Below are 13,977 nucleotides of genomic sequence, written 5' to 3' on the forward strand. Positions count from 1 at the left end.
GGTGGCACACGGTATCTTGGTGCCCATGTCGAAGAAGTTGAAGAAGAACCGCGAGAACCTGCCCGAGGGCATGAGCCGCCGCCAGGCCAAGCTGGCCAAGCGCGCCGCCGAGCGCGAGGCGCTGGCCCGCGACCCCCGCCCGTTCGGCGGGCTGGCCTGCGAGGCCGACCTCGTCGCCCTGCAGATGTTCGTGCCCTCCGCCGTCGCCACCGTGGCGGTCGACGGTGCCGAGCGCCCCGTGCGCATCGTCACCGTGCTGCCCGGCGCCGGCGCGGCCGTGGTCCGCGGCGAGGGTGACGCCGAGGAGGCCCTGGTGGCCCTCCAGGTCCAGTCGCGCACCGACAACGCCGGCCGCGACCTGGCCTACGCCCTGAACTGGGCGCGCACCGCCGCCAGCGGCGAGGCCCTCGGCTCGACCGCCGCCGACGGCTCCCAGCCGCAGCTGACCGACCTGATCGCGCCGGACGCCGAGCTGGACATCACCGTCCACGACGACTTCTCCTGGTGGGTGCCCGAGGGCGTCACCCCGGACATGGCCGTCAACCAGGCCATCCAGCAGGCCAACTCCACGATCATGCCGTCTGAGCGCATCGACGCCGACGTGCCCGGCGCGGTGTGGTGGGTCAACCCCGGCTCCGGCAAGGCCCACATCCGCTGGATGCGCCCCGAGAAGGAGGAGGACAAGGTCCTCACCGCGCTGGCGCGCATCGCCGCCCGCGGCGAGCTCAAGCTCGGGGAGGAGACCAAGTTCGCCGGTGTCTTCCGCACCCACGGCCTGGTCGTGCCCGTCTGGGACCTCGACCCCGAGCGCGCCACCGACTCCTACGGCGAGGACCTCGCCCGCGTCCAGACCGCGATCGAGGCGGAGTACGACAACGACGCCCGGCTGACCGCCGACGAGCGCAAGCAGCTGCAGAACATCAAGTCCCGTCAGGTCACCATCGGCTAAGCACCCGGTAGACCGACCGCCGGCCCGGTCCGCGCATCCTGCGCGGGGCCGGGCCGGCGGCGTCTTCCGGTCGAGGGGCGTCGCCGGCGCCGTGCCGGGGCGTGTGTCACGGGGTGCCGAGGATCAGGAAGTACCACGAACCGCCGTGCTCGGCGAACAGGATTCCGGGCACCTCGCCGCCGGTGCCCTCGAACTCGATCAGGTAGGCGTCGGTGATGTCGGCACCGAACTCCTTCCTTACCGCTTCGAGCTCGGCGTCGCTGAGGGCGTTCTCGGAGAGGCGGTATTCCGCGGCGATGGTCGGGGTGCCGCCGGCGCTGTCGGCCAGTGCGGTGTACTCGTCGGCCTGGATCGAGGCGTAGGACCGGGCGGACATCGCGTCGGCGGAGGGGTCGCCGGCGAATTCGTGCACCAGGTCCATGTTCGTGTGCTCTTCGATCCAGGCGGTGCGGTCGTCGCGGTTGTCGAGTGCCATGAACTCGTCGGCCATCGCGCGCGGGTCCGACCCGCCCGCGGGGGCCTCGTCCGGGCCGTCGGCGGATGCGCCCCCGGAGGCCTCCGCGGAGTCGCTCTCGGGACCGGCCGCGCCGGAGTCGGTGGGGCTCTCCGCCGGGGCGCTGACCGAGGTGTCGCCTTCGTCCGCCGCCTCGTCGGACGCGCGGCCGACGACCAACACGAGGAGCGCGATGACCAGGCCGGCGATGATCACGAACGCGCCGATCACGGCGGTGATGATGATCCCGGTCTTCGATGAGCCCTGCGTCTGCACGCCCTGGACCTGAGGGCCGGTGTACTGGTTGGTCCAGCCTCCCTGTGACGCGCTTTCGCCGGCCCAGCCGCCCGGGGCACCCTGCTGGTTGTACCGGCCCTGGGGCTGTGGCTCGCCACCCACCGGTCCGAACCCGCTCTGTGCTTCGAACCGGTCCTGCTGCGGTTCCGGGCGGTCCGGCATGGACGCCAGTTCGTTGATGTCCCGGCGGGTCAGCGGGGCCGCGTCCGGGTCGTCGAGCACGGCGTCGTACCTGGCCCGTCGGCCCGGTGAGCCCAGGACGGCCAGCGCGACGCGCAGCTCGTCGGCGCCGCCCGGGTTGGTGGCCCGCCCGGTCTGCAGGCGGCGGGTGATCTCCGCGGCGAGCTCGTCGCAGGAGGACCCGCGGCTCACTCCGAGCACGGCGTAGAGGTCGTAGTGGGCCATGGCCGGGGTTCCTTTACTGGGTGCTGCCTGGGGCTGACGGGGAGCCCGTCTGTGGCTTTCATGGAAAGAAGCTAGAGGCCCGCACGCCGCCCCGGCCAACGGGGTGGGGAACAGTTCCCGCGGACCCGGCCCGACGGTCCCGCGGGCACCCCCGCCCGCCTAGCTGATCGAGTCGAACAGCGCGTTGGCGCCCGCCTCGTCCCAGAGCACCACGTTGCCCACGTCGTAGTCGGCGAAGCCGCCCACGGGCACGGTCTCGGTCTCCACGCCGCGCATCGCCAGCGCCACGCGCGCGAGGTGCCAGACGTGGTCGCCCTCGCCGACGGTGAAGGAGCCGGTGACCCGGTTGAGCATCGGGATCGAGCGTAGCGGGTTGATCAGCGTGGCCGGCGAGGTGACCTTGTCCAGCAGCGCGGCGAAGAACTCGCGCTGGCGGGCCACGCGGTCCAGGTCGCCATTGGCCGTGGCGCGGGTGCGCACGTAGCCCAGAGCGGTGGCGCCGTCGACCCTCTGGCAGCCGGCGGCGATGTCGAGGTTGGCCAGCGGGTCCGTGATCGGTTCCTCGGGGCAGACGGTCACCCCGCCGACGGCGTCGACGGTGTTGGCCAGGCCACCCATGCCGATCTCGGCGTAGTGGTCGATGCGCAGGCCCGTGGCCTGCTCGACGGTCTCGGTCAGCAGCTGCGGGCCGCCGTAGGTGAACGAGGCGTTGAGCTTGTCCATTCCGTAGCCGGGCACGGAGACGTACGAGTCGCGCGGCAGCGAGATCAGCTTCGCCTTGCCCGTGGTGGGGATGTGCAGCAGCATCACCGTGTCGGTGCGGCCCACGCCGACGTCGCCGCCGGTGCCCAGGCGCGCGATGTCCTCCTCGGAGAGCCCCTGGCGCGAGTCCGATCCGACGAGCAGCCAGTTCGTGCCCGCCGTGTTGGCCACGCGCTGCTCGGGCTTGGCCTCGACGCGGTTGAGACGCGTGTCGGCCCACAGTGTGGTGACCACGGCGAGGACGAGCACCACGGCCAGGATGCGGCCCAGGCAGCCGCCGCAGCCGACGCGCGGCATGCGGGGCATCCGGAATTGACGACGTCGCTTCGGTTGCGCGTCTGCGTACCCGGGACGTCGGCGCCGGGGGCGCGGCCGGTCGGGGCCCGGCTCGACCTCGCGGTAGGCGGCGCGCTCCCGCGCGCGGTAGGCGTCGGCCTGGCGGCGGGCGTAGCGGTCCTCCCGCTCGCGGCGGGCCTGTTCCTCGGGGGTGGGGATGTACTGGCGCGGCCGGTCCGGGTCGCGCGGGGTGCGCTCGTCGGGGCGGCGGTAGCCGCGGCTGCGCAGATTGACGTCGTCGCGGCGGCCGAAGGCGCGGGGCTGCTCGTGGCGTGCCCGGGCCTCGCGCTCGCGCAGCTCCCGCTCGCGGTCCTTGCGGGTGTCGCGGGAGCGATCGGGGCGCTCGGGGCGGTCACGGCGTTCGGCGGCGGGGCGGCGGCGCACGGGTCGGCCGAAGCGGTCGCGCAGCACGCGCCCGTCCTGGCCGTAGACGACGTCGCCCAGGTCGGCGTCCGGGTCGCTGTTGCTGCGGTGACGCCCGCCGTGGCGGCTCGGCTCCTCGCCGCGCCGCCAGCCGGAATCTCCTGTACCCCGTTGATCCATGGGGACACAATATCGCCCGGGGGAGGGCCGGCCCGCCACAACCGCGTCGCGGGCAGCGCTTTTCCTGCTGCCCCGCAGGCCGCTCGCAGCCTCGGGGGCCCCGCGGGCGGGGCTATCCGAGGCCTGAGGGAATACCCAGGAAGCCCAGCCAGCCGGCCCGGGCGAGCAGCGCGTAGCCGACGAAGGCCACCGCGTCGATGAGGAAGTGGGCGATGACCAGCGGCCACCGCCGGCCGGTGCGGTGGAAGTACCAGGCGAAGAGCACACCCATGACCAGGTTGCCGAGGCCCGCCGAAACCCCCTGGTAGAGGTGGTAGAGCCCGCGCAGCACCGCGGAGGCCGCGATCGCCCCGCCGGGGCGCAGACCCAGGTGGCGCAGCCGGGTGACCAGCCAGACGACCACCACGGCCTCTTCCCCGAAGGCGTTGGCCGCCGACCAGACCAGGAGTACAGGGGCCTCCAGCCACGGCACGTCCATGGCGGTGGGCACGACGACCTTAGACAGGCCGAGGTGGACCGCCGCGACGTAGAAGACCAGCCCCGGCAGCCCGATCAGCGCGGCCAGGCCCGCCCCGTGCAGCAGGTCACCGCGGGCGACGCCGCGGCGCACCGGCCCGGCGTCCGGCGCAGGTCCCGGCCCCGCCGGCCTTGCCTCACCGCCCGCGCGCGCCGGGCCCGGCACCACGGCCAGCAGGTGGAGCGCGAGCGCGCCCCAGGCCAGCAGCACCGTCGCCGAGGTCAGCTGCAGGCCGAGATCCAGCCAGGGGATACGCGCCTGCGGGGAGTAGAGCGTGGTGGACTGCTCGTTGAGCGCCTCCGGCTTGAGCAGGGCGTCGACCAGGCGCAGCACCGCGCGCACCGCCGAGGCGCCGAAGGTCACCGTCAGCACGATGAGCAGCTCGCGCACCAGCACCCGGCGCCCCACGGCGCCGGCGGCGGAGCCCGCCGCGCCCGCAGGCGGGCCCACGCCGCCCGCCGCGCTCACGGCGTCACCTGTGCGGCGAGGGCGAGCACCGCGGCGTCGGAAAGCGTGAACGAGCCGATCTGCACCGAGGCGGGCAGCGGCCGGGCGGCGTCGACGGGCACGGAGACGGCCGCCCCGCCGGTGAGGTTGAACAGTGAGCCCCACGGCGTCCAGGCGGTCTGGGCGTCGAAGTCGTCGGCCGGGGCGAGCCGGGAGAAGGCGCCGAGCGCCGGCGGGTCGTAGGCCAGCGTCGGGGTGAGCAGGGCGTCGACGCCCCAGGCGTGCCGGTAGAGCCCGGCGATGCGCGCGCGCCGGGCCACCGCGCCGGTGACCTGCGCGTCGGTCAGCGCGAGTCCGCGGTGGTGCAGGTCGGCGACCACGGGGCTGGCCGGGCCCGTCGCCTGCGCGGCCCCGGAGAGCAGCAGCACGCGGAAGACACCGAAGACCTCGTCGGTGTCCTCGGGGCGGGAGACCTCGACGACCTCGTGGCCGGCGTCGGCCAGCCGCTCGGCGGCCAGGCGCGTGCCGCGCTCCCAGCGGGTGTCCACGTCGGCGTGCGGCGCGAACAGCGGCTCGGTCAAAAGCCCCACGCGCACCCGGCCGACGGCGGGCTCCAGCCCGTGCAGCCGGGCGGTCAGCGCGAGGTCGCGGGTGAGAAAGCCGGTGGCGGCCAGCCCGTCGCGGCGGTCGTGGGCGGGCTTGAAGCCGACGAGCCCGCAGGCGGCGGCGGGAACGCGCAGGGAGCCGCCGCCGTCGGAACCCTGGGCGGCCTCAACGATCCCGCGGGCCACGGCCACCGCGGCCCCTCCCGAGGAGCCGCCGGGCGTGCAGCCGGGCAGCCGCGGGTTGTGCGGCGCGACGCCGCCGACGGGCTCGCAGTAGGCGGTCAGCCCCAGCTCGGAGGTGGTGGTCTTGCCCGGGATCACCGCGCCGCGGCGGCGCAGCATGCGCACCACCGGGTCGTCGGCCTCGGGGAGGTGGACACGCAGCGTCGAGCCCAGCCCGGTGGGCATGCCGGCGACGTTGTTGAGGTCCTTGACCGGCACCACCAGCCCGGCCAGGTCGCCGTGGGCCGACTCCGCCTGCGCGCGGGCGGCCGCGGCGTCGAGGTGGGTGAAGCCGGCCGCCGCCGGGTCCACGCCCTCGAGCGCGGAGAGGAAATTGTCGACGCCGCGCAGCGCCCGCTCGGCGTCCGCCGCGGCGTCGGCGCCGGGCACGGCGGCGCCGACCCCCGGGACGGTGGTCCCGGAGGTGAACAGGCCGTGGAAGCCGGGGTCGGCGAAGGGGCGGGCGGTCATGGGGGCAAGCATAGGTGTCCGCCCCGGACCGCCTCAGCCCCGCGCCGGGTCAGGTCTGCGCGGACCCGGCCGGCGCCGGGCCGGTCACCCGCGCAGCACGTCGCGGGCCCGGGCCATGGCGGCCAGCTGACCCTCGGCGATCTTCGCGCTGACGATCGGGTTGTCGGCGAAGGTGGCGAAGCCGCAGTCGGTGGTCAGCAGCACCCGGTCGCGGCCGAGCTCGTCGATCGCGGCCCTCGCCCGGGAGACGATCTCGTCGACCTCGGGGATCTCCGGGATCTTCTGGTTGACCACGCCGACGCCGACGCGCTGGTCGTCGCGGATGCCGCGCAGCGCGCTGAGCTCACCGGCGCGCGACGTGCACAGCTCCAGGATCAGGTTGCCCACGTTGACCTCGGCGAACAGCGGCACCAGCGGGGCGAAGTCGCCCGAGAGCGCCGCCGACTCGTCCGGCGTCCAGTTGCCGCGGCACACGTGCAGCGACAGCCGATGCGGGTCGAAGCCGGCGGTGGCCTCGCGCAGCAGGCCGCGGGCGAACTCGAGCTCCGGTCCGGAGTCCTTGCGTTCGCCGAGCGCGCCGCACATGAAGGTCCGCCCGCCGCCCCCGGCGGTGCCGTAGAGCACCTCGGTGAGCACCGGCTCGTCGAGCTGCACCAGCGCGGTGCCGCGGGCCATCAGGTCCGCGATCTCCTCGCGCAGCACGCGCACCACGTCGCGGGCCAGGGACTCGCGGTCGTCGTAGGCGCGGTCGGAGATGCACTCCATCCACATCGTGCGCGTGAGCAGGTACGGCCCCGGCAGGCACGCCTTGACCGGGGTGTCGGTCACCGACTGCACGAACTCGACCTCGTGGGCGGCCAGCGGGCGGTCGCGCCCCAGCGGCCCGAAGACCGCCGGGTGGCGAACCTCGTCGGCCGGCACGTCGAGCGCGCGCAGCTCCCGGCCGAACTCCTCCGGGTCGTCGACGTAGGGCAGCAGGTCCGTCACCGGGATCAGCTGCGTGTTCTGCAGCAGCCCGGCGACGAAGCTGGAGTAGTTGTCGCGGCGCTGCTCGCCGTCGGTGACCACGTCCACGCCCGCGCGCTCCTGCGCGGCGAGCACCAGGCGCACCGCGTCGTCGGCGGTCTCGGCGAACTCCTCGTCGGTCAGCCTGCCCTCGAGGTGCTGGTGCAGCGCGGAGAGCAGCCACCGCGGCCGCGGCCAGGAACCCTGCGTGACCACCGACAACGGCTCGACGGCCGGCGCCGGTGCGGGCTCGGGAAGCGTCTCCGGGATGAAGGGCTCGACCACCGGCTGGGTGATCTCCATCTGCACCTTCTTGCGCTTGCGCTTTCGCTTTCCGACGCCCGCGGTGGCCGACGCGTCCGGGAACGAGAACCCGGCTGCGCCGTCGGGCGCCGACGGCGCGGCGCCCTCCGACGCCGCGGCAGGCGCGGCGTCGGCAGTCTCGGGCGGGGTGAACGCGCCCTTGCAGACGAGGAAGCTCCAGCGCCTGCGCCCCTCTGAGTCGACGTCGGAGTGGACGTTGACCAGGTCGTTGTGGGTCAGGTTGCACCAGGAGGGTAGGTCGACCTCGACGGTGGACTCATACGAGACGATCTCGAGCAGCTGACCGGGTTCGAGCGGGTCGATGTGCTGACGGATCATCAGCAGCAGCCCGTTGCCGCAGTCGAGGTCGCCGCCGTTGAATCCGGCGTCGGGGGTGTAGGGGTGGACGGACTCGGCCATGGCGCGCCGTCCGCGGACTAGTAGCTGACCGACGGGGTGCCGTCGGCCAGGAACTCGACCAGCTTGGCGCCGCCGACCACGGTGGCGCCCTCGATCAGGTCGTCCTGGGTGAAGCCGCGCTTCTTGATGCAGGGCGCGCAGACGTAGAGCTTGCCGCCGGCGGCGACGAAGTTGTCGATGAGCTCCTTGATCGGGGCGAAGCCCTCCTCGTGGATGTCGTCGGCGTAGCCGGCGACGGCCAGGCGGGCGCCCTCGGTGGACAGGAAGACCATCGTGTCCTGGTCGGAGCCGACGGCGGCGTTGGCGACGACGAAGCCGACGGTGGCCTTGTCGGTGTCGTCCTTGGCGTGGGTGATCGAGACGCAGAACTTGCCGGTGGCGGTCATGGTTTAGTCCTCTTTCTTCCGGATGATGAAGGTCGGCGGGTCGGAGTACACCAGCGTGTTCCCCGTCAGCCCGCACCAGGCGGTCACGTCGATGAAGATGCCCTCGCCGGTGGCGGTCAGGTGCAGCACCTCACCGGGGGCGAACTCGTCGCGGAAGGCGAGCTTCAGTTTGACCAGCAGTTGGCCGCAGGAGAGGTCGCCGACGTCCCAGTAGACGTCCGGTTTCACCTCGGCATCGGGTTGCACGTGTCCTCCTCGTGGACGCGTCGCGGCGTCCGGTCCCCAGGCTACGGGCGTTTCCGCGGTTTCGCCCGGCGTGCAGGCTCCTTAACGGGGTGGCCCCGGGCGATATGCTGGCGTACATGCAGTCCACCGTCGCCTACCTCGGCCCGGCCGGCACGTTCACCGAGGCCGCCGTGCTGAAGTTCGCCGCCCGCGGGGCCTTCCCCGGCACCGCCGGGGCCGCGGACACCGCCCCCGAGACCCTGCCGCTGGGCTCGCCGACCGAGGTCCTCGACGCCGTGCGCGCCGGGCGGGCCGCCTTCGGCGTGATCGCCATCGAGAACTCCGTCGACGGGCCGGTCACCCAGGCCTTCGACGCCCTGGCCGCCGGCGAGGTCCAGATCTACGACGAGCTCGACCTCGACATCGCCTTCACCGTCATGGCCCGGCCCGGCACCGCGCTGGCCGACGTGCGCCGCCTGGCCAGCCACCCGGTCGGCTACCAGCAGGTGCGCGGCTGGCTGGCCGCCCACGCCCCCGGCGTGGAGTTCGTGCCCGGCGCCTCCAACGGGGCGGCCGCGCGCATGGTCGCCGAGGGCGAGGTCGACGCCGCCGCCGCGCCCGCCCGCGCCGCCGACCTCTTCGGCCTGGACCGCCTGGCCGAGGGCATCGCCGACGTCAAGGGAGCCAGCACCCGCTTCGTGCTCGTCGGCCCGCCCGGCCGCCCGCCGGCGCGCACCGGGCGCGACCGCACCTCGGTGGCCTTCCGACTGCCCAACACCCCGGGCACGCTCGTCGGCGCGCTCGGCGAGTTCGCCCAGCGCGGCGTGAACCTGACCCGCATCGCCTCGCGGCCCACCCGCGAGCTGATGGGCACCTACGTCTTTTACGCCGACATGGCCGGCCACATCGACGACGCCCCGGTCGGCGAGGCCCTGCGCGCGCTGTGGCTGCGCGCCGAGCACATCGCCTTCCTGGGCTCCTGGCCCGACCGCACCGACCCCGGCCGCGAGGCCGCCGCCGGCGGGCCCGACCTGGGGCGCATCGCCGCGGCCACCCGCTGGGTCGACGCGCTGCGCGCCGGCGAGGCGGTCACCGACACCACCGCCGGCGGCGCGCCCTCCGACGCTGCGACCGACGACGCTGCGACCGACGACGCCGCGACCGACGACGCCGCGACCGACGCCACCGACGAGGAGAAGAAATGACCGGACGCATCATCCTGGTCCGCCACGGCCAGACCGCCTCGAACATCCACCGCGTGATCGACACCCGGCCCCCGGGAGCCGAGCTCAGCGAACTGGGCCGCACCCAGGCCGCCGCCGCGGGCCGCGAACTGGCCGCCTTCTGCGGTGCGCGCCTGGCCCGCATGTACTGCTCGGTCGCGCTGCGCGCCCAGCAGACCGCGGTGCTCGCCGGCGCCGCCTTCGAAGAGGCCCGCGGGCTCGAGCCCGGCACGCTGCGCCTCGACGTGCGCCAGGGGGTCCAGGAGATCTACGCCGGCGACATGGAGCGCATCGCAGGCTCTGAGAACATCGCCTCCTACCTGGCCGTGCTGCACCGCATGCTCGCCGACGACGCCGCGGCCGCCTTCCCCAACGGCGAGGACACCGCCGCGGTGCTGGGGCGCGCCCGCCCGGTGCTCGAGTCCATCGCCGTCGAGCTGGAGGGCGCCGAGCGCGACATCGCGATGGTCTCCCACGGCGGGGCCAGCCGGGTGATGGCCGCCCACGCCGCCGGCGTCGACGCCGACTGGGCCTTCGAGTCGCGGCTGCCCAACACCGGCTTCATCGTCCTCGAGCCGGACGGCCGCCCCTTCGGGCAGTGGGACATGGTGCGCTGGGACGTCGCCGAGCGCGACGTCGGCGCTTAAGCGCCCGGAAGCCCGCCCGCAGCGGCGTCCGCGCAGCGGGCGCCGACGGCGACCACCGGGGCGTCGGAAATCGACTCAGCCCCAGCCCAGCTCGTGCAGCTGGTGCTCGCTCATGCCGAAGTGGTGGCCGACCTCGTGCAGGACGGTCACGCGCACCTCGTCGGCGAGCTCCTCCTCGTCGGCGCAGAAGTCCTCGAGGGCCTCCTTGTAGACGAAGATCGCGTCCGGCAGGTAGCCGGTGTGGTCGAAGGTGCGCTCGGTCAGCGCCACGCCGACGTACTGGCCCAGAAGCGTGGGCTCCTCCTCGTTGCGGTCGCGCACGAGCACCACGACGTTGACCATGCGGCGGGCGAACTCCTCGGGGATGGTGTCGAGCGCGTCGTCGATCATCTCCTCGAAGCGCTCCTCGGAGACGCGGATCATGGCGCCGGGGCGGGGGCGCTCTCCGACGCGGCGGGCGAGGCGGTGGGCGTCGCCGATGCCGAGGCCGACTCGGACTCGCTGCGCAGCGGGCGGCGCTCCGGCGGCGGGGGCGGGACCTCGCCGTTGACGGTGAACTCGCCCTTGGCGGAACCGGCCAGCGTGTTGAAGCCCCGTTCACCGGCGCTGACCAGCGCGCAGTTGACCGAGCGGGAACCGCCCTCCCAGGACTGCGCCGACAGTGAGGGCCAGAACGGCTGCAGCGTCGAGCGGTAGAGCTGCTCCTCGCCGCCGAGGTAGTCCATCGCCGCCTGGGTGCACACCTCCTTGAGGTGCTCGTCCTGCTCCTCGACGCTCGGGGTGCCCTGCGGGAAAACCGGCGCGAGGTCGACGATCAGGGTGGTCTCCAGCTGGTGGTCCGCCCCGCAGTCGACCTTGTGCAGCGCGTTGACCTCGTCGACGGCCACGCACTCGCCCGGCTGGGTCACCCGGGCCTGGTCGACCTTGGCGACGTTGCCGTGGGTGGCCACCGGGGTGCCCGAGTCGTCGGTGGACTGCAGGCCGCACAAGAGAGTGCGGTCCCCGGCCTCCCAGTCGGCTGCCGGCGGCAGGATCGAGGCCACCGAGTAGCGGCCCGAGGGGTCGAGGCGGCCGTCGAGGTAGCGCAGCGTGACCGCGCGGCACAGCTCCTCGCGCAGCTGCGCCTGGCGGGTGACGTCAGGGCGCTCGGCCTCGTCGCCGAACTCGGAGGACGGGTAGGTGCCCAGGTCCTCGCGCGCCGAGACCTCGAAGCGGTGCTCCTGGTCGCAGTCCGTCTGCTCGAAGCCGGTGGGCGTGCCGTCCGCCGCCGTCGACCAGTTCAGGCAGGACCCGGCGTCCGCGGTGGTGAAGGAGACCGCGTCCGTCGAGCCGCCGTGCGACTGCGCCGGGCCGGCCTGCGGGTCGGCGTCCTGGGACACCAGCGTGTAGGCGCCGACGAAGACCGTCGAGGCCAGAGCGGCCAGCAGGGCCGTGCGCACGGAGGTCGCCGAGCGCCACCTTGATCTCGAATTCATAACGCCCCCAGTGTGCCACCTGCGGCGGGGGAAGAACAGTCCACGCGCCGGGGCGCCGGCGGCCCGCGCGCCGGTCCCGGCCCTGCGCGCGGGCCCGCCCGGTAAGATCAGCGCCATGATTGATCTCAAGCTCCTCCGCGACAACCCCGACGTCGTGCGCGCCTCCCAGGTCACGCGCGGCGAGGACCCCCAGCTCGTCGACGCGCTTTTCGAGGCCGACGAGGCCCGCCGAGCGGCCATCCGCTCCGCCGACGAGCTGCGCCAGGAGCAGAAGGCCTTCGGCCGGAAGATCGGCCAGGCCGACCCGGCCGATCGCCCGAAGCTCCTCGAGGGCGCCGAAGACCTCAAGGCCCGCGTGCGCGCGGCCGAGGAGGAGCAGAAGACCGCCGAGGCACGCGTGGTCGAGCTGCAGATGAAGATCTCCAACGTCGTCGAGGGCGCGCCCGCCGGCGGCGAGGAGGACTTCGTGGTCCTCGAGCACGTGGGCACCCCCACCGAGTTCGACTTCGAGCCGAAGGACCACCTGGACCTCGGCGAGGGCCTGGGCATCATCGACATGAAGCGCGGCACCAAGGTCTCCGGCTCGCGCTTCTACTACCTCGTCGGCGACGGCGCCTTCCTCGAGCTGGGCCTGATGATGCTGGCCGCCGAGAAGGCCCGCGCCCGCGGCTTCGAGCTGGTCATCCCGCCGGTGCTGGTCAACCCCGAGATCATGAGCGGCACCGGCTTCCTCGGCGAGCACTCCGACGAGATCTACTACCTCGAGCGCGACGAGCAGTACCTGGTGGGCACCTCCGAGGTCGCCCTGGCCGGCTACCACTCCGACGAGATCATCGACCTCTCCGACGGCCCGCGCCGCTACGCCGGCTGGTCGACCTGCTTCCGCCGCGAGGCCGGCTCCTACGGCAAGGACACCCGCGGCATCCTGCGCGTGCACCAGTTCAACAAGCTGGAGATGTTCGTCTACTGCCGCCCGGAGGAGGCCGTCGAGCAGCACCAGGCGCTCTTGGACATGGAGCGCGAGATGCTCGCCGAGATCGAGGTGCCCTACCGCATCATCGACACCGCCGGCGGGGATCTGGGCCAGTCCGCGGCCCGCAAGTTCGACACCGAGGCCTGGGTGCCCACCCAGCAGACCTACCGCGAGCTGACCTCGACCTCGAACTGCACGACCTTCCAGGCCCGCCGCCTCGACATCCGCTACCGCGACGAGAACGGCAAGCCGCAGACCGCCGCCACCCTCAACGGCACCCTGGCCACCACCCGCTGGCTGGTCGCCCTGCTGGAGAACCACCAGTGCGCCGACGGTTCCGTGGTCGTGCCCGAGGCCCTGCGCCGCTTCGTGGGCAAGGACGTCCTGGAGCCGAAGGCATGAGCGCGCGCCGGGAGGGATTCGAGAACCGCGGGCCGTTCCTCGTGCCCGTGGGCACCGAGAAGGTGCCCGCGCACCCCGAGTCGCGCGAGCTGGTCTACAACCGGATCATCATCCGGATCATCAAGACGGTGCTGCGCGCGCAGGGCCTGCAGATCAGCGTGACCGGCTCGGAGAACGTGCCCGCCGAAGGCGGCGCCCTCCTGGCGTCCAACCACACCAACTACTACGACTTCATCCTCGGCCAGGTCCCGGCGCACCTGCGCGGCAAGCGCCTGACGCGCTTCATGGCCAAGAAGGAGATTTTCGACGTCCCGGTGGTCGGCGCGCTGATGCGCGCCATGCACCACGTCAGCGTCGACCGCTCCGCCGGCCACGGCTCCATCGAGGCAGCCGTCGAGCACCTCAAGGCCGGCGAGCTGGTGGGCATCTACCCGGAGGCGACGATCTCGCGCTCCTTCGAGCTCAAGGAGTTCAAGACCGGCGCGGTGCGCATCGCCGCCGCCGCCGGGGTGCCCGTGGTGCCGATGGTGACCTGGGGCGGCCAGCGCATCTGGACCAAGGACCTGCCGAAGAACCTGGGCCGCAGCCGCATCCCCGTGGTCATCCGCGTCGGCGAACCGATGGACCCCACCGGCGACCCCGAGGAGGCCACCGCCCGGCTGCGGCAGAAGATGAGTGAGCTTCTCGACGCCGCGCGCGCCGACTACGAGGCGGACTACGGCCCCTTCGAGGACGGCGCGCCGTGGCTGCCGGTCTCCCTCGGCGGCTCGGCGCCCACGCCGGAGCAGGCCCTCGAGATCGACCGGCGCGAGCGCGCCGAGCGCAAGGCCCGCAAGGAGGCCAAGGCGAAGAAGAAGGGGAACTAGCCGCC

The 13,977-nt window shown here is 73.5% G+C and carries 14 protein-coding genes; 5 read left to right on the forward strand and 9 right to left on the reverse strand.

Annotation, left to right across the window (positions count from 1 at the left end; all coding sequences use genetic code 11):
* The first annotated feature begins 25 nt into the window (after nucleotides 1–25).
* On the forward strand, nucleotides 26–949 hold the full coding sequence (locus tag QP119_RS03170; protein ID WP_284773635.1) for a DUF5926 family protein: 924 nt from the start codon (nucleotides 26–28) through the stop codon (nucleotides 947–949).
* Nucleotides 950–1,055: 106 nt separating this feature from the next.
* Here the strand turns inward: QP119_RS03170 and QP119_RS03175 are convergent, their stop codons facing one another.
* The 7 genes from QP119_RS03175 to QP119_RS03205 form a co-directional block, all read right to left on the reverse strand.
* The gene (locus QP119_RS03175; protein WP_284773636.1) at nucleotides 1,056–2,144 is read right to left on the reverse strand and encodes a J domain-containing protein; all 1,089 of its coding nucleotides are present in this window, start codon (nucleotides 2,142–2,144) and stop codon (nucleotides 1,056–1,058) included.
* Between the two features lie 159 nt (nucleotides 2,145–2,303).
* The gene (locus QP119_RS03180; protein ID WP_284773637.1) at nucleotides 2,304–3,785 is read right to left on the reverse strand and encodes an LCP family protein; all 1,482 of its coding nucleotides are present in this window, start codon (nucleotides 3,783–3,785) and stop codon (nucleotides 2,304–2,306) included.
* A 112-nt stretch (nucleotides 3,786–3,897) separates the two neighbouring features.
* Nucleotides 3,898–4,710, reverse strand: a complete 813-nt coding sequence (locus QP119_RS03185; RefSeq protein ID WP_284773724.1) for a CPBP family intramembrane glutamic endopeptidase — start codon at nucleotides 4,708–4,710, stop codon at nucleotides 3,898–3,900.
* Between the two features lie 56 nt (nucleotides 4,711–4,766).
* On the reverse strand, nucleotides 4,767–6,047 hold the full coding sequence (locus tag QP119_RS03190) for an amidase (protein ID WP_284773638.1): 1,281 nt from the start codon (nucleotides 6,045–6,047) through the stop codon (nucleotides 4,767–4,769).
* 84 nt (nucleotides 6,048–6,131) lie between these two features.
* Nucleotides 6,132–7,775, reverse strand: a complete 1,644-nt coding sequence (locus QP119_RS03195; protein ID WP_284773639.1) for a hypothetical protein — start codon at nucleotides 7,773–7,775, stop codon at nucleotides 6,132–6,134.
* 17 nt (nucleotides 7,776–7,792) lie between these two features.
* Entirely contained in the window at nucleotides 7,793–8,161 is a 369-nt protein-coding gene (locus QP119_RS03200; RefSeq protein WP_284773640.1) for a DsrE family protein, read from the reverse strand.
* Nucleotides 8,162–8,164: 3 nt separating this feature from the next.
* On the reverse strand, nucleotides 8,165–8,407 hold the full coding sequence (locus QP119_RS03205; protein WP_284773641.1) for a sulfurtransferase TusA family protein: 243 nt from the start codon (nucleotides 8,405–8,407) through the stop codon (nucleotides 8,165–8,167).
* 116 nt (nucleotides 8,408–8,523) lie between these two features.
* Here QP119_RS03205 and pheA point away from each other — a divergent pair, with 116 nt between their 5' ends.
* Complete coding sequence (gene pheA, locus QP119_RS03210) at nucleotides 8,524–9,591, forward strand: prephenate dehydratase (protein WP_284773642.1); 1,068 nt, start codon at nucleotides 8,524–8,526, stop codon at nucleotides 9,589–9,591.
* Entirely contained in the window at nucleotides 9,588–10,256 is a 669-nt protein-coding gene (locus QP119_RS03215) for a histidine phosphatase family protein (protein WP_284773643.1), read from the forward strand. The genes pheA and QP119_RS03215 overlap by 4 nt, the downstream gene beginning before the upstream one ends.
* Nucleotides 10,257–10,331: 75 nt before the next feature.
* Here the strand turns inward: QP119_RS03215 and QP119_RS03220 are convergent, their stop codons facing one another.
* Nucleotides 10,332–10,679, reverse strand: a complete 348-nt coding sequence (locus QP119_RS03220; protein WP_284773644.1) for a metallopeptidase family protein — start codon at nucleotides 10,677–10,679, stop codon at nucleotides 10,332–10,334.
* Nucleotides 10,676–11,731, reverse strand: coding sequence for a septum formation family protein (locus tag QP119_RS03225; protein ID WP_284773645.1), 1,056 nt, complete (start codon nucleotides 11,729–11,731; stop codon nucleotides 10,676–10,678). The genes QP119_RS03220 and QP119_RS03225 overlap by 4 nt, the downstream gene beginning before the upstream one ends.
* Nucleotides 11,732–11,846: 115 nt before the next feature.
* Here QP119_RS03225 and serS point away from each other — a divergent pair, with 115 nt between their 5' ends.
* Together serS and QP119_RS03235 are read left to right on the forward strand one after the other, a co-directional pair.
* A complete protein-coding gene (gene serS / locus QP119_RS03230) occupies nucleotides 11,847–13,106 on the forward strand; it encodes a serine--tRNA ligase (RefSeq protein ID WP_284773646.1) in 1,260 nt (419 codons plus the stop codon).
* Complete coding sequence (locus tag QP119_RS03235) at nucleotides 13,103–13,972, forward strand: lysophospholipid acyltransferase family protein (protein ID WP_284773647.1); 870 nt, start codon at nucleotides 13,103–13,105, stop codon at nucleotides 13,970–13,972. Before serS ends, QP119_RS03235 begins: the two co-directional genes overlap by 4 nt.
* Nucleotides 13,973–13,977: the final 5 nt, after the last annotated feature.

The organism is Corynebacterium frankenforstense (assembly GCF_030211955.1).
Lineage (GTDB): Bacteria > Actinomycetota > Actinomycetes > Mycobacteriales > Mycobacteriaceae > Corynebacterium > Corynebacterium frankenforstense_A.

What these genes read in the sequence shown, in the direction of transcription:
- QP119_RS03220 (WP_284773644.1), bottom strand. Translation starts at nt 10,679, where the DNA reads ATGATCCGCGTCTCCGAGGAGCGCTTCGAGGAGATGATCGACGACGCG.
- QP119_RS03200 (WP_284773640.1), bottom strand. Translation starts at nt 8,161, where the DNA reads ATGACCGCCACCGGCAAGTTCTGCGTCTCGATCACCCACGCCAAGGAC.
- QP119_RS03225 (WP_284773645.1), bottom strand. Translation starts at nt 11,731, where the DNA reads ATGAATTCGAGATCAAGGTGGCGCTCGGCGACCTCCGTGCGCACGGCC.
- pheA (WP_284773642.1), top strand. Translation starts at nt 8,524, where the DNA reads ATGCAGTCCACCGTCGCCTACCTCGGCCCGGCCGGCACGTTCACCGAG.
- QP119_RS03170 (WP_284773635.1), top strand. Translation starts at nt 26, where the DNA reads ATGTCGAAGAAGTTGAAGAAGAACCGCGAGAACCTGCCCGAGGGCATG.
- QP119_RS03235 (WP_284773647.1), top strand. Translation starts at nt 13,103, where the DNA reads ATGAGCGCGCGCCGGGAGGGATTCGAGAACCGCGGGCCGTTCCTCGTG.
- QP119_RS03215 (WP_284773643.1), top strand. Translation starts at nt 9,588, where the DNA reads ATGACCGGACGCATCATCCTGGTCCGCCACGGCCAGACCGCCTCGAAC.
- serS (WP_284773646.1), top strand. Translation starts at nt 11,847, where the DNA reads ATGATTGATCTCAAGCTCCTCCGCGACAACCCCGACGTCGTGCGCGCC.
- QP119_RS03190 (WP_284773638.1), bottom strand. Translation starts at nt 6,047, where the DNA reads ATGACCGCCCGCCCCTTCGCCGACCCCGGCTTCCACGGCCTGTTCACC.
- QP119_RS03180 (WP_284773637.1), bottom strand. Translation starts at nt 3,785, where the DNA reads ATGGATCAACGGGGTACAGGAGATTCCGGCTGGCGGCGCGGCGAGGAG.
- QP119_RS03195 (WP_284773639.1), bottom strand. Translation starts at nt 7,775, where the DNA reads ATGGCCGAGTCCGTCCACCCCTACACCCCCGACGCCGGATTCAACGGC.
- QP119_RS03175 (WP_284773636.1), bottom strand. Translation starts at nt 2,144, where the DNA reads ATGGCCCACTACGACCTCTACGCCGTGCTCGGAGTGAGCCGCGGGTCC.